Here is a 13,801-nt window from a genome sequence, read left to right on the forward strand (position 1 = left end):
CGCCGACCGCCACCGCGCGGGCCGCCGCCGCGCCGCCGGCCGGGCGCCGGGCCCGGTGCCGCGACCGGCGTCCGGGGTGTTCCCGGCCCAGGTTATCGGGACCGGGGCGCCGTTCGCCGGATCATGCGCCGCGCAGGACGGAGCGGATGCGCGCGAGGACCTCGGTGAAGCGGGACTCGGCGCCGTGCCGGGTCGGGCGGTAGTACTCGCGGCCGTCGACGGCGTCGGGGGCGTACTGCTGTCGGACGACCCCGCCGGGGTGGTCGTGGGCGTACTTGTAGCCCTTGCCGTGCCCGATCTTCGCCGCGCCCTTGTAGTGGGCGTCGCGCAGGTGCCCGGGGACGGGCCCGGCGAGGCCCTTGCGGACGTCGCCGAGCGCCCCGTCCACGGCCATGATCACGGCGTTGGACTTCGGCGCGAGGGACAGGTGGATCACCGCCTGGGCGAGGTTGATGCGCGCCTCGGGCAGCCCCACGAACTCCACCGCCTGGGCCGCGGCGACCGCGGTCTGGAGGGCGGTGGGGTCGGCCATCCCGACGTCCTCGCTGGCGTGCACGATCAGCCGCCGGGCGATGAACCGCGCGTCCTCCCCGGCCTCGATCATGCGGGCGAGGTAGTGCAGCGCGGCGTCGACGTCGCTGCCGCGGATGCTCTTGATGAACGCGCTGATGACGTCGTAGTGCTGGTCGCCCTCGCGGTCGTAGCGGACGGCGGCGCGGTCGACGGCCTTCTCCAGCACGTCCGCGTCGATGACGGCGCCGTCGTCGACGACCAGCGCGGCCGCCTCCAGGTAGGTGAGCGTGCGGCGGGCGTCGCCGCCGGCGAGCCGGATCAGGTGGTCCTCGGCGGCGGGGTCGAGCCGGACCCGGCCGCCGAGCCCGCGCTCGTCCGCCAGCGCCCGGCGGACCACCTCGCGCAGGTCGTCCTCACCGAGGGGCTCCAGCGTGAGCAGCAGCGAGCGGGACAGCAGCGGGCTGATGACGGAGAAGAACGGGTTCTCGGTGGTCGCGCCGATGAACGAGACCCAGCGGTTCTCCACGGCGGGGAGCAGGGCGTCCTGCTGGGCCTTGTTGAACCGGTGGACCTCGTCGACGAACAGGACGGTCTGCCGGCCGGTCATGCCGAGCTCGCGGCGGGCCAGGTCGATCTCGGCGCGGACCCGCTTGACCCCGTCGCTGACCGCGGAGATCTCCACGAACCGGCGGGACGTCACATGGCTGACCACCGTGGCGAGCGTGGTCTTGCCGGTGCCGGGCGGGCCCCACAGCACCAGCGACATCGGCACGTCGCGGTCGACGAGCTGCCGGATCGGGGTGCCGGGGCCGAGCAGATGGGCCTGCCCGACCACCTCGTCGAGCGCGCGCGGGCGCATCCGGACGGCGAGGGGCTGCTCGGCGCCGCTCCCGCCCCGGCCGGCGGGTCCGGCGGCCCGCCCGCCGGTGGACGGCGAGGGGCCGGCCGCGGACGGTGCCGCGGCCTCCTCCGCCGGATCGTCGAACAGGCCCTCCGGCTGGCCCGGTTCCGCCCTGCTGGTCACGCTCCGACACTATCTCGCCGCTCGGACGTTCCCGCCCGCACCGGCTCCCCGTCCCGCAGGGACTGGACGGCGGACGTCAGCCACAGCGCCGCCACTACGAGCGAGCACCCGACGATGCCGTCCATCCAGTAGTGGTTGGCCGTCAGCACCACGACCAGCAAGGTGATCACGGGATGCGCGGCGATCAGGTAGCGCCACCGGGTCCGCCCGTACCGGATCACGCCCCAGGCGACCAGCAGGGCCCAGCCGACGTGCAGGGACGGCATCGCGGCGAACTGGTTCGTCATGCCCTCCCCCGGGTCGGACGCGTACGCGCTCGGCCCGTAGACGTTCATCAGGTCCACGAGGCCGTGGCCGGGCAGCATCCGCGGCGGCGCCAGCGGATACGCGAAGTGCAGGGCCAGCGCGGCGGCCGCCGACAGCACGATCGCCGCGCGGACCCGCGGCCAGCCCCGGCGCCGCCAGAAGTAGACCCAGATCATGAACGCGGTGATCGCCGGGAAGTGCACCCGGACGTAGTACTGGTTCGCGACCCGGACCCAGCCGTCCCAGCGCAGCGCGGCCTTCTGCAGCTCCGCCTCGTCGGGCAGGCGCAGCGTCCGCTCGGCGTCCCACAGCCAGCGGGCGTGCGCGAACGCCTCGGACGGGCGCCCGTCGGCGAGGTGCCGCCCGTACTCGTAGGCGGCCAGCACCGCGACCATCAGCACCACCTGCGCGATGGCGGCCAGTACCGCGCCGCCGACACGCCTGCCGTCCCGCAGCGTCGCTCCCTCACTCACTGATCGCCCCATGTCGTTCATCATCTAGCTACCCGGCGGTCCGCGCGTGATACGTGAGGAGGGTTCCGGGCTCCCCCGCAGGTGCGAGGACCGGGAACCCCGGGCGCGGTAGCCGCGTTGGAACCGCGCGGAAGTTGAAATCAGTACTATTCGGGGGAAGAACCCCTTCGATCGGAGTGAACGTGTCCGGTACGGACCCGCGCCGGCGGCACGGCCCGACGGGCCTGCTCGTCGCGCTGTTCGTCGCGGCCGGGCTCGTCTTCAGCTACGGCCTGGGGCACGTCCCGCAGGCGCGCCTGTGCACCGAGCACGCCGTCCGGGCGCCCGCCGCGGCGGTGGCGGCGCTCCACCAGCGGACGCCCGGCGCCGCGACGCCCTCGGCGGGCGGTCCCGCCGCGCACGGCTCCCCGGGGCACGGGTCTGCGGCGCACGAGTCTGCGGCCCCGTCGGCGCACGGCCTGTCGGCGCCCTCGGCTAGCGGGTCGGCGGGATCCTCGCTGGGCGCGCCCGTGAAGCCGCCGCACGGGCCGTCCCACGCCTGCCTGTGCCTGGCCGTCCTCTTCGCGCTCCTCCTGCTCGGCCTGCTGGCGGGCGGTGCCGGACGTGCCGTCCGCCGCCTGCCCGCCCGCTCCGGCTGGACGCTCGTCCCGCCGTCCGGCGGCACGGCCTCCTTCGCCCCGCCGCCCCTCCTCCAGGTCCTCCGGCTGTGACGGACCGGCCGTAAGGCCGTCCTGGCAGCACCTCCGTATCCGCCCTCTGCCGCGGTACGGCGCTGCCTCCGTCCCCTCACACCCACCCGGAACGACCTTCGGAGGACCGCTCGCATGTCCAAGAGCGCCCGCAACAAGAACGCACGCAAGCAGAAGAACGTCCTGACCAAGCGCGAGGTCCCGTGGGGCGGCATCGCCTTCTTCACCGTGATCGGCCTGGTCGCGGTCGTCGGGATCACCTACGCCTTCTTCCAGTCCCGGTCGTCCGCCTCCTCGGCGGCCATCGCGGGCCTGGTCGAGAAGGACGGGCTGAGCCGCGACCACACGACGAGCGCCGTCACCTACGCCACCAGCCCGCCGATGGGCGGGAACCACGACCCCGTGTGGCAGAACTGCGACGCGCACGTCTACGACCGGCCGCTGCGCAACGAGAACGCCGTCCACGCCCTGGAGCACGGCGCCGTGTGGATCACCTACCGGCCGGACCTCGCCGCCGCCCAGGTCGACCGGCTCAAGGCCAAGGTCGCCGCGACCGACTACTCGTTCATGAGCCCGTACCCGGCGCTGGACGCCCCGGTCGTCCTCACCGCGTGGGGGAGGCAGCTCAAGCTCCAGGACGCCTCGGACCAGCGGGTCGACGCGTTCCTGCGCGCCTTCGTGAAGGGCCCGCAGACGCCGGAGCCGGGAGCCGCCTGCGACGGCGCCAAGGACACCCCGTGAGCGCTGGCGCGCCCGGGGCGCGGGGACGGCGCGCCACCGTCGTCCTCGCGCTCCTCGTCCTGCTCGCCGCCGCGGCGGTGGTCGCCGTGCACGCCTCCCGCTCGGGCCGGCCGGGCGACGACGGGCCCGAGGCCGGGTTCGCGCGCGACATGAGCGCCCACCACGCCCAGGCCGTGCGGATGTCGTTCGCCGTCCGGGACGCCACGGACGACCCGGCGGTGCGGCTGCTCGCCTACGACATCATCAACACCCAGTCCGCGCAGATCGGCATGATGACCGCCTGGCTGGACGAGTGGGGCCTGCCCAAGACCGACCCCGCCGGGCCGATGCGCTGGATGGCCGGGCACGCCGGGCACGGCGCCGCGTCCCCGGTGCCCACGCCCGGGACCGCCGCGATGCCGGGGATGGCGACCCGGGAGCAGCTCGACGAGCTGGAGAAGGCCCGCGGCCGCGCCGCCGAGGTCCTGTTCCTGCGCCTGATGATCGCCCACCACCGCGGCGGGGTCGCGATGGCGGAGGCCGTCCTGGCCCGCACCGGCCACGACCGCGTGCGGCGCCTCGCCCGCGCGATCGTGGACGGGCAGCAGGCGGAGATCACGCTGATGAACGGGATGCTCGGGGAGCGCGGGAGCGGCGCGGTGTGAGGCGGGCGGCGGCCGTCCCGGGGTCCGGAGCCGGCGATCGGGCTCCGGACCCGCCGGTCGGGTCGCGGCCCGCCCGAACCGCCGCGGTCAAGGGTTCGGTACGACCTTCGCGGTGGCGCTTGACAGCGCTGCCCGATCGCGGGTCACTGACCACCATGGCTCGAAACCTCAACGGCTACCAGCGGGCGCTCGACCTGTTCGAGCGGGTCGTGGCCGGCGTGCCCCGGGACGGCTGGGACGCGCCCTCGCCCTGCGCGGGCTGGACGGCGCGGGACGTCGCCGGCCACGTCACCGGCGGCCAGCACGCGGTCCGCGCGCTGGCGACCGGGCGGCCCGCGCCGGAGGTCGGCGAGGACCCGGCGCGCTTCGTCCCCGGGGACGTCGCGACGGCCTGGCGCGCCGCCCGCAAGGAGTGCGCGGCCGCCCTCACCGCGGACGCGCTGGAGCGTCCGATCCCCCTGGGCCAGCTCGGCGACCTGCCGCTCGGCGACTACCTGGAGGCCTACGTCCTGGAGCCGCTGGTGCACACCTGGGACCTGGCCGTGGCCACAGGCCAGCCGTCCCGGCTCGACCGCGACCTCGTCCACCACGCGTTCGCGACCGCCCACGTGATCGCCGCCCCGATGCGCGAGGACGGCCGCCTCGGCCCGGCGCTCCCCGCCCCCCGAGGCGCCGACGAGCAGACCCGCCTCCTGGCCTTCCTGGGAAGAGCGGTATGACCTACGTTGCCCTCGGCGCCGTTCCGGTGGAACTACGAGAACTCCGCCAAGGTGCGCTCTGCCTCTTCCAGCCACGCGCGGCGGGCGTTGAGGGCTTCCTCGGCGTCGCGGACGTCCTTGTCGCGGCCGGTGCCGCGGGCCTTCTCCAGGCGCTTCTCCAGCTGCTCGATGGAGCTGCGGAGCTGGTTCACCGTCGCCTCGGCGCGGGCGCGCGCCTCGGGGTTGGTGCGCCGCCACTCGTTCTCCTCGGCGGACCGGACGGCCTCCTCGATCTTGCGGAGCCGGCCTTCGAGGCGGTCGCGCTGGTCGCGCGGGACCATGCCGGCGGCCTCCCAGCGCTCCTGGATCGCGCGCAGCGCCTGCCGGGCCTGCCGGACGTCGCGGACGGGCAGCAGCCGCTCCGCCTCGACGAGGATCTTCTCCTTCTCCTCGGCGTGCTCGCGGAACTCGGCGTCCCGTTCGGCGAACGCGGCGCTGCGGGCCTGGAAGAAGGTGTCCTGGGCGCCCTTGAAGCGGGCCCACAGGTCCTCCTCGACGTCGCGCGCGGCACGGCCCGCCATCTTCCAGCGGCGCATCAGGTCGCGGTAGGCGGCGGCGGTGTCGCTCCAGTCGGTCGACCCCGACATCGACTCGGCCTCGGCGACGAGGCGCTCCTTCTCGCGCCGGGCCTCCTCGCGCTGGTCGTCCAGGGTGGCGAAGTAGACCTTGCGGCGCTTGGTGAAGGCGTTGCGGGCGGCCGACAGGCGCTTCCACAGCGCGGTCTCGGTGGGCCGGTCGATGCGGTCGGCGGCCTTCCACTCCTCGACGAGCTGGCGCAGCCGCTCGCCGCCGTTCTTCCAGTGCGTCTCCTCGACGGCGATCCGCTCCGCCTCGGCGACGATGCGCTCCTTGACCTCGCGGGCCACGTGCCGGTGCTGCTCGCGCTGGGCCTTGACCTCCTCGCGGCGCCGCCCGACCTGCTCGGTCAGCCCGTCCAGGCGGCGGGCGAGCGCCTCCAGGTCGCCGACGGCGTGCGCGTCGGTCACGGCCTCGCGCAGCCGCTGGATGCTCTGCTGGGCCTGGGCCGGCTGGAGGTCGGTGGTGCGGACCCGCTGCTCCAGCAGGCCGATCTCGGTGACCAGCGCGTCGTACTTGCGCTTGAAGTAGGCCAGGGCCTCCTCTGGCGCCCCGGCCTGCCAGGACCCCACGACGCGTTCGCCGTCCGACGTCCGCACGTAGACGGTGCCGTCCTCGTCCACCCGGCCCCAGGGATCGGTAGCGCTGGACACCCTTGCCTCCTGAATCGCAGGTCCGGTCGTGCTCACAGCCGCCGGACCCTCCACACCTTAGTATCCCGTCGCCCTATGTCCCGGCGATCGCGACGTCCTGAATCGTGACCTTCTTCTTCGGCTTGCCGTCTCCCTTGGGATCCGATCCCGCTTTGGCGATCTTCTCGAGCACGTCCATACCCTTGGTGATTTTCCCGAACACGGTGTAGTCGGGCTGGAGCTGCGAATCGGCGTACACCATGAAGAACTGGCTGCCGTTGGTGTCGGGGCCGGAGTTCGCCATCGCCAGCGTGCCCTTGAGGTACTTGGCCCCGGCGGTGTTCTCATTGTCGAACTGGTACCCCGGTCCGCCCATTCCGGTGCCCTTGGGGTCGCCGCACTGGAGGACATTGAGGCCGCCACTGGTCAACCGGTGGCACGGGGTGTTGTCGAAGAAATTCTTCTTCGCCAGGAACGCCATCGAGTTGACGGTGCAGGGCGCCTTCTCGGCGTCCAGCGACATCACGACGTCGCCCTCGTTCGTCTTCACCGTCGCCTGCACCATGCCGGAGTAGGCGGGCTTCTTCGGCGGGGTCCCGAGTCCCTTCGGCGCACCCTCGGCCTGCGCGGGCGTGTACCCGCACTTCAGGGCCTCGTCCTTGGTCATGACCATGGCGGTGGCGGTGCCGCCGCCGGCGATGACCACGACCCCGGCGACCGAGCCTATGATCTTGAGGCGGCGGGACCGGGCCGCCTCCGCCCGCAGCCGCTCCTGCTGCCGCTCGTAGCGTTGCCGTGCGAGCTGCTTCTTGCGGTCCTTCCCCGCCACGTGCCTGCCTCTCCGCTGTGATCAGGTGAACGTGCAGCGCATAGTAGCGGTACCGGCAAGCGGACGCGCCGCACGCTGAACGAACCTGGAGGAACACCGTTCCGCCGCCGCCCCGGCCCCGCGGCGGGGGCGACACGGCGATCGGCCATCTCGTTCGCGGTGGCCGCGGCCGCGCCGGTACCCTCGGACAGGCCCACCGCATCGGTTCTAAGGAAGGACGACCGTGCTCGTCGCCGGGTTCCCCGCTGGATCGTTCGCCGCGAACTGCTACGTCGTGGCGCCGGCCGCGGGCGAGGAATGCGTGATCATCGACCCGGGCCAGGACGCCGAGGCCGGGATCGAGGAGATCCTCCGCGAGCACCGGCTGAAGCCGGTCGCGGTGCTGCTCACGCACGGCCATCTGGACCACGTCTGGTCGGTGGCCCCGGTCTGCGGCGCGAAGGACGTCCCGGCCTACATCCATCCGGACGACCGCGACCTGCTCACCGATCCGGCCAAGGGGCTGTCCCTCGGCGCCGGGCAGCAGCTCTTCGGCGGCCTGGAGCTCAGCGAGCCGGACGACGTGCTGGAGCTCGCGGACGGCGCCGCCCTGGAGCTCGCGGGGCTCAGCCTCACCGTCGACCACGCGCCCGGCCACACGCCCGGGTCGGTCACGTTCCGGACCCCGGCGACGGCGGAGCTGCCGGACGTGATGTTCACCGGCGACCTGCTGTTCGCCGGGTCCATCGGGCGCACCGACCTGCCGGGCGGGTCCTACGAGGAGATCCTGGCGAGCCTGGCGCGGGTGTGCCTCTCCCGGCCCGACGAGACCACCGTCCTGCCCGGCCACGGGCCGCAGACCACAATCGGCCGCGAGCGCGCGACCAACCCGTTCCTCTCCGAGCTGTCGCCGGAGGGCGCGGCGGGTTCCCCCGCCCGTCCGGGCGGCCTGCCCGCGGACGGGCCCACCAAGGGATTCTGAGCCAGAGAGACCATGAGTTCGAGCTTCCAGGCCCCCAAGGGGGTCAGTGAATACGTTCCGCCGCGCGCGGACCTCTTCTCCGCCATCCGCGAGGCGTTCGCCGAGCAGGCCAGGCTGGCCGGGTACGGCTACCTGGAGCTGGCGGTCTTCGAGGACACGAACCTGTTCCGGCGGGGCGTCGGGGAGTCCACCGACGTGGTGTCCAAGGAGATGTACACCTTCGAGGACCGCGGCGGCCGGTCGCTGACGCTGCGGCCGGAGTTCACCGCGTCGGTGCTGCGGGCCGTCCTGGAGCACAACCTCCACAAGCAGGGCGCCCTGCCGGTGAAGGTGTGGACGACCGGGCCGGCGTTCCGCGCCGAGCGCCCCCAGCAGGGCCGGTACCGGCAGTTCTACCAGCTCGACCTGGAGGCGATCGGCAGCGAGGACCCGCAGGTCGACGCCGAGACGATCGCGATCGCGGCGGAGTGGTACCGCTCGCTCGGGCTGACCCGGGTGCGGCTGCTGCTGAACTCGCTCGGCTGCAAGGAGTGCCGCCCGGCGTACCGGGCGCTGCTCCAGGACTTCCTGCGCGGCCTGGACCTGGACGAGGCGACCCGCGCCCGCATCGAGATCAACCCGCTGCGGGTGCTGGACGACAAGCGCCCGCAGGTCCGCGCGCAGCTCGACGGCGCGCCGCTGATGGCCGACCACCTGTGCCCGGCCTGCAAGGCCTACCACGACCGGGTCCGGGAGCTGCTGGCCGACCTCGGGATCGCGTGGGAGGACGCCCCTCGGCTCGTCCGCGGCCTCGACTACTACACGCGCACCACCTACGAGTTCGACCACCCGCTGCTCGGCGCGCAGTCCGGCATCGGCGGCGGCGGCCGCTACGACGGGCTGTCGGAGGACATCGGCGGCCCGCCGCTGCCCGGCATCGGCTTCGGGCTCGGCCTGGACCGCACGGTCCTCGCCCTGGAGGCCGAAGGGGCCTCCTTCGCGGCCAAGCCGCGCTGCGAGGTGTTCGGGGTCCCGCTGGGCGAGGCCGCGGAGCGGCGGCTGTTCGCGCTCGTCGCCGAGCTGCGGCGCGCGGGGGTCGCGGCCGACCTCGCCTTCGGCGGCAAGAAGCTGAAGGGCGCGATGAAGGACGCCGACCGGTCCGGCGCCCGGTACGCCCTCATCCTCGGTGAGCGAGATATCGCGGACGGCGTCGCCCAGGTCAAGGACCTGGCCGCGGGCGACCAGAGCGCCGTCCCCCTCACCGACATCACCTCGACGCTGAAGGAAAGGCTGTCACGATGATCCGCTCGCACGAGGCGGGGACGCTCCGCAGGGAGCACGCCGGCCGGCAGGTGACGCTGGCCGGCTGGGTGGGCCGCCGCCGGGACCACGGCGGCGTCACCTTCATCGACCTCCGCGACGCCTCCGGCACCGCGCAGGTCGTGTTCCGCGAGGAGGACGCCGCGCACGACCTGCGCGCCGAGTACTGCGTCAAGGTCGTCGGCGAGGTCCGGATCCGTCCCGAGGGCAACGAGAACCCCGAGCTCCCCACCGGGGACATCGAGGTCGCCGCCACGGAGATCGAGGTCCTGTCGGACGCGGCGCCGCTGCCGTTCCCCATCGAGGGCGACGTCAACGTCAACGAGGAGATCCGGCTCAAGTACCGGTACCTCGACCTGCGCCGCGAGGCCGTCGCGAAGGCGATGCGGATCCGCTCCGAGGCCGCGTTCATCACGCACGAGGTGATGCGCGAGCACGGGTTCGTCAACGTGGAGACGCCCACGCTGACCCGGTCCACCCCCGAGGGCGCCCGCGACTTCCTCGTGCCCGTCCGGCTGAAGCCCGGCCACTGGTACGCGCTCCCGCAGTCCCCGCAGCTGTTCAAGCAGCTCCTCATGGTCGGCGGGATGGAGCGCTACTACCAGCTCGCCCGCTGCTACCGCGACGAGGACTTCCGCGCCGACCGGCAGCCCGAGTTCACCCAGATCGACATCGAGATGTCGTTCGCCGACCAGGACGACGTCCTCCGGGTCGGCGAGGACCTCGTGGCCCGGCTCTGGAAGGAGATCGCGGGCTACGAGATCCCCCGGCCGATCCCCCACATGACCTACGCCGACGCCATGGCCCGGTTCGGGTCGGACAAGCCCGACCTGCGGTTCGGCAACGAGCTGACCGACATGACCGAGTACTTCGCCGACACGTCGTTCCGGGTGTTCCAGGCCCCGTACGTCGGCGCTGTCGTCATGCCGGGCGGCGCGTCCCAGACCCGCAAGGAGCTGGACGGCTGGCAGGACTGGGCGAAGGCCCGCGGCGCGCGCGGCCTGGCGTACGTCCTCGTCCAGGAGGACGGCTCGCTCACCGGCCCGGTCGCCAAGAACCTCTCCGACGCGGAGAAGGAGGGCCTCGCCGCGAAGACCGGCGCGGACATCGGCGACGCGATCTTCTTCGGGGCCGGCAAGCGGCACGCCACGCAGGAGCTGCTCGGCGCCGCCCGGCTGGAGATCGGCCGCCGCCGGAACCTGATCGACGAGACGGCCTGGGAGTTCGTCTGGATCGTCGACGCGCCGATCTTCGAGCCCGTCGAGGACGCGGATGGGACGCAGATCGGCTGGACGTCCGTCCACCACCCGTTCACCGCGCCGAAGCCCGAGTACGCCGCCACCTTCCACGAGGACCCGGGCTCCGCCCTCGCCGACGCCTACGACCTCGTGCTGAACGGCACCGAGATCGGCGGCGGCTCCATCCGCATCCACCGCGCCGAGATGCAGCAGCGGGTGTTCGACGTGCTCGGGCTGTCGAAGGAGGAGGCGGAGTCGCAGTTCGGGTTCCTGCTGGAGGCGTTCAAGTTCGGCCCGCCCCCGCACGGCGGCATCGCGTTCGGCTGGGACCGCACCGTGATGCTCCTCGCCGGCCAGGACTCGATCCGCGACGTGATCGCCTTCCCGAAGGCGGCGTCCGGCTACGACCCGCTGACCGCCGCGCCGACGCCGATCACGCCGGCGCAGCGCGCGGAGGCCGGCGTCGACGTGATCCCGGAGGAGCAGGACGCCGAAAGCTGACCCGTCGCAGGACGGATCGGGGGCGGTCGCCGCGAGGCGGCCGCCCCCGCCCTTTCGGCGGGGAACGGTTCAGCGTGTGGAACCGCTGGTGACGCGGTACACGTCGTAGACGCCGTCGATCGACCGGACGGCCTTCAGGACGTGGCCGAGGTGCTTCGGGTCGCCCATCTCGAAGCTGAAGCGGCTGACGGCGACCCGGTCGCGGGTGGTGGTGACCGAGGCGGACAGGATGTTGACGTGCTGGTCGGACAGGACCCGCGTGACGTCCGACAGCAGCCGGGGCCGGTCGAGGGCCTCGACCTGGATCGCCACCAGGAAGACCGAGTCCTCGCCCGGGGACCACTTCACGTCGATGAGCCGGTCGGGCTGGGACTTCAGGCTGGCGACGTTCGCGCAGTCGGCGCGGTGCACGGAGACGCCGTGGCCGCGGGTGACGAACCCGACGATGTCGTCGCCGGGGACGGGGGTGCAGCAGCGCGACAGCCGGACCCACACGTCCGGGTCGTCCGCCACGACGACGCCCGGGTCGCCGGCGACGCGGTTGCGCTTGCGCCGGGTCGGCAGCGCGATCTCCGCGAGGTCCTCCTCGGCGCTCTCGACGCCGCCGAGCGCGTCCACGAGGCGCTGGACGACCGTCTGCGCGGAGACGTGGCCCTCGCCGACGGCCGCGTACAGCGACGACACGTCGGTGTAGCGCATGTCGCGGGCGAGGGCGAGCAGCGCCTCCCCGGACATCATGCGCTGGAGCGGCATGTTCTGCTTGCGCATGGCGCGGGCGATGGAGTCCTTGCCGGACTCGATCGCGGTGTCGCGGCGCTCCTTGGAGAACCAGTGCTTGATCTTGTTGCGGGCGCGGGCGCTCTTGACGAAGCCGAGCCAGTCGCGGCTCGGGCCGGCGTCCTGCGACTTGGAGGTGAAGACCTCGACGGTGTCGCCGTTGTCGAGGGTCGATTCGAGGGGGACGAGGCGGCCGTTCACGCGGGCGCCGATACATCGGTGCCCGACCTCGGTGTGGATGGCGTAGGCGAAGTCGACCGGGGTCGCGCCCTGCGGCAGCGCGATCACGTCGCCCTTCGGCGTGAACACGAAGACCTCGGACACCGACAGGTCGAACCGCAGCGACTCCAGGAACTCGGCGGGGTCGGCGGTCTCCTTCTGCCAGTCCAGGAGCTGGCGGAGCCACTGCATGTCGCCGGCCTTGCGGCCGCCGACCGTCTCCTCCTTGTACTTCCAGTGCGCGGCGACGCCGTACTCGGCGCGGCGGTGCATGCCCCAGGTGCGGATCTGGAGCTCGACGGGCTTGCCCTCGGGGCCGATCACCGTCGTGTGCAGCGACTGGTACATGTTGAACTTCGGCATCGCGATGTAGTCCTTGAACCGGCCGGGGACCGGGTTCCACCGCGCGTGGATCGAGCCGAGCGCCGCGTAGCAGTCGCGGACGCTGTCGACGAGGACCCGGATGCCGACCAGGTCGTAGATGTCGTCGAAGCTGACGTCCCGGGCGATCATCTTCTGGTAGATCGAGTAGTAGTGCTTCGGCCGCCCGGTCACGGTCGCCTTGATCCGCGCCTCGCGCAGGTCGGTCGAGACGTTCTCGATCACTTCCTGGAGGTAGACGTCGCGGCGCGGCGCGCGCTCGGACACCAGGCGGGCGATCTCGTCGAACCGCTTGGGGTACATCGTGGCGAACGCGAGGTCCTCGAGCTCCCACTTGAGCGTGTTCATGCCGAGCCGGTGGGCGAGCGGCGCGAACACCTCCAGGGTCTCGCGGGCCTTCTTCTCCTGCTTGTGGCGCGGCATGTAGCGCAGCGTCCGCATGTTGTGCAGCCGGTCGCCCAGCTTGATCACCAGGACGCGGATGTCGCGGGACATCGCCACGACCATCTTGCGGACGGTCTCGGCCTCGGCCGCCTCGCCGTACTTGACCTTGTCGAGCTTGGTGACGCCGTCGACCAGCGCGGCGATCTCCGCGCCGAAGTCGGCCCTCAGCTCCTCCAGCGTGTACGGGGTGTCCTCGACGGTGTCGTGCAGCAGCGCCGCGCAGAGCGTCTCGGTGTTCATGCCGAGCTCGGCGAGGATCGTGGCGACCGCGAGGGGATGCGTGATGTAGGGGTCGCCGCTCTTGCGCTTCTGGTGGCGGTGGTAGTGCGCGGCGACGTCGTAGGCGCGCTCGATCAGCCGGAGGTCGGCCTTCGGGTGCGTGTTCCGGACGGTCTTGATGAGTGGTTCGAGTACCGGGTTCATAGTGGGCCCGCGCTGGGCGCCCAACCTGGCGAGCCTTCGGCGCACCCGGGCGGCAGACGGTGGAATCGTGGCCGGTGTGGGCCTGGACGGGACGGGGGGCTCCGTGGCGCCCGCGTCTTCGGGAGCGGGGCGGTCGGCGCGCGGCCGCCCCTCGGCGGGACCGGACCGCGCCGGGCCCTTCGCGGGAGCGGACGGGCGAGCGGCGGCGGACGGCGGCCGGGACGGCTTGCCCGTCGTGGCGGGTTTCCCGGCCGTGGCGGGCTTGCCGTTCACGGCGCTCTCGTTGGCCTCGGCCGGGTCGTCGGCCGTGGGTGGCTTCTCGGGGGCGGCGAGCTCGGGTGGTTCGGGGGGCGTCTTGCCGGGGGTCTGGGGG

Annotated in this window: 12 protein-coding genes; 7 read left to right on the forward strand and 5 right to left on the reverse strand. The window is 72.9% G+C overall.

Annotation, left to right across the window (positions count from 1 at the left end; genetic code table 11):
- Positions 1-121: 121 nt before the first annotated feature.
- Positions 122-1,372 carry a replication-associated recombination protein A gene (locus E1300_RS39950; RefSeq protein ID WP_242619690.1) on the reverse strand — a complete coding sequence of 417 codons (1,251 nt, stop codon included), beginning with the start codon at positions 1,370-1,372 and terminating at the stop codon, positions 122-124.
- A 161-nt stretch (positions 1,373-1,533) separates the two neighbouring features.
- Complete coding sequence (locus E1300_RS39955; protein WP_207400225.1) at positions 1,534-2,316, reverse strand: phosphatase PAP2 family protein; 783 nt, start codon at positions 2,314-2,316, stop codon at positions 1,534-1,536.
- 182 nt (positions 2,317-2,498) lie between these two features.
- Between E1300_RS39955 and E1300_RS39960 the strand changes: the two genes are divergently transcribed.
- The 4 genes from E1300_RS39960 (at position 2,499) to E1300_RS39975 (ending at position 5,109) form a co-directional block, all read left to right on the forward strand.
- On the forward strand, positions 2,499-3,026 hold the full coding sequence (locus tag E1300_RS39960; RefSeq protein WP_131762462.1) for a hypothetical protein: 528 nt from the start codon (positions 2,499-2,501) through the stop codon (positions 3,024-3,026).
- Between the two features lie 114 nt (positions 3,027-3,140).
- Positions 3,141-3,746 (forward strand): thioredoxin-like domain-containing protein, encoded by a 606-nt coding sequence (locus E1300_RS39965; RefSeq protein ID WP_131762464.1) that lies wholly within the window; start codon positions 3,141-3,143, stop codon positions 3,744-3,746.
- Positions 3,743-4,390 carry a DUF305 domain-containing protein gene (locus tag E1300_RS39970; protein WP_131762465.1) on the forward strand — a complete coding sequence of 216 codons (648 nt, stop codon included), beginning with the start codon at positions 3,743-3,745 and terminating at the stop codon, positions 4,388-4,390. Before E1300_RS39965 ends, E1300_RS39970 begins: the two co-directional genes overlap by 4 nt.
- A gap of 155 nt (positions 4,391-4,545) precedes the next feature.
- Complete coding sequence (locus E1300_RS39975; RefSeq protein ID WP_131762467.1) at positions 4,546-5,109, forward strand: TIGR03086 family metal-binding protein; 564 nt, start codon at positions 4,546-4,548, stop codon at positions 5,107-5,109.
- Positions 5,110-5,141: 32 nt separating this feature from the next.
- Here the strand turns inward: E1300_RS39975 and E1300_RS39980 are convergent, their stop codons facing one another.
- Positions 5,142-6,377, reverse strand: a complete 1,236-nt coding sequence (locus E1300_RS39980) for a DUF349 domain-containing protein (protein ID WP_131762469.1) — start codon at positions 6,375-6,377, stop codon at positions 5,142-5,144.
- A gap of 73 nt (positions 6,378-6,450) precedes the next feature.
- On the reverse strand, positions 6,451-7,185 hold the full coding sequence (locus E1300_RS39985; RefSeq protein ID WP_131762471.1) for a peptidylprolyl isomerase: 735 nt from the start codon (positions 7,183-7,185) through the stop codon (positions 6,451-6,453).
- A 223-nt stretch (positions 7,186-7,408) separates the two neighbouring features.
- On the opposite strand from E1300_RS39985, the gene E1300_RS39990 reads away from it, so the two are divergent.
- Genes E1300_RS39990 through aspS form a run of 3 tightly spaced genes read left to right on the forward strand, consistent with a single transcriptional unit; the run spans position 7,409 to position 11,184 of the window.
- The gene (locus E1300_RS39990) at positions 7,409-8,146 is read left to right on the forward strand and encodes an MBL fold metallo-hydrolase (RefSeq protein ID WP_131762473.1); all 738 of its coding nucleotides are present in this window, start codon (positions 7,409-7,411) and stop codon (positions 8,144-8,146) included.
- 12 nt (positions 8,147-8,158) lie between these two features.
- A complete protein-coding gene (gene hisS, locus E1300_RS39995) occupies positions 8,159-9,427 on the forward strand; it encodes a histidine--tRNA ligase (protein ID WP_131762475.1) in 1,269 nt (422 codons plus the stop codon).
- Complete coding sequence (aspS, locus tag E1300_RS40000; protein ID WP_131762477.1) at positions 9,424-11,184, forward strand: aspartate--tRNA ligase; 1,761 nt, start codon at positions 9,424-9,426, stop codon at positions 11,182-11,184. The genes hisS and aspS overlap by 4 nt, the downstream gene beginning before the upstream one ends.
- A 69-nt stretch (positions 11,185-11,253) precedes the next feature.
- Here the strand turns inward: aspS and E1300_RS40005 are convergent, their stop codons facing one another.
- On the reverse strand, positions 11,254-13,428 hold the full coding sequence (locus E1300_RS40005; RefSeq protein ID WP_131762480.1) for a RelA/SpoT family protein: 2,175 nt from the start codon (positions 13,426-13,428) through the stop codon (positions 11,254-11,256).
- Between the last annotated feature and the right edge of the window lie 373 nt (positions 13,429-13,801).

Origin of the sequence: Actinomadura fibrosa, assembly GCF_900659615.1 — a bacterium.
GTDB classification, from domain to species: domain Bacteria; phylum Actinomycetota; class Actinomycetes; order Streptosporangiales; family Streptosporangiaceae; genus Spirillospora; species Spirillospora fibrosa.

Excerpts from the sequence above, each read along its gene's own strand:
- E1300_RS39950 (WP_242619690.1), bottom strand. The coding sequence starts at position 1,372 with ATGCGCCCGCGCGCGCTCGACGAGGTGGTCGGGCAGGCCCATCTGCTC.
- E1300_RS39965 (WP_131762464.1), top strand. The coding sequence starts at position 3,141 with ATGTCCAAGAGCGCCCGCAACAAGAACGCACGCAAGCAGAAGAACGTC.
- E1300_RS39975 (WP_131762467.1), top strand. The coding sequence starts at position 4,546 with ATGGCTCGAAACCTCAACGGCTACCAGCGGGCGCTCGACCTGTTCGAG.
- hisS (WP_131762475.1), top strand. The coding sequence starts at position 8,159 with ATGAGTTCGAGCTTCCAGGCCCCCAAGGGGGTCAGTGAATACGTTCCG.
- aspS (WP_131762477.1), top strand. The coding sequence starts at position 9,424 with ATGATCCGCTCGCACGAGGCGGGGACGCTCCGCAGGGAGCACGCCGGC.
- E1300_RS40005 (WP_131762480.1), bottom strand. The coding sequence starts at position 13,428 with ATGAACCCGGTACTCGAACCACTCATCAAGACCGTCCGGAACACGCAC.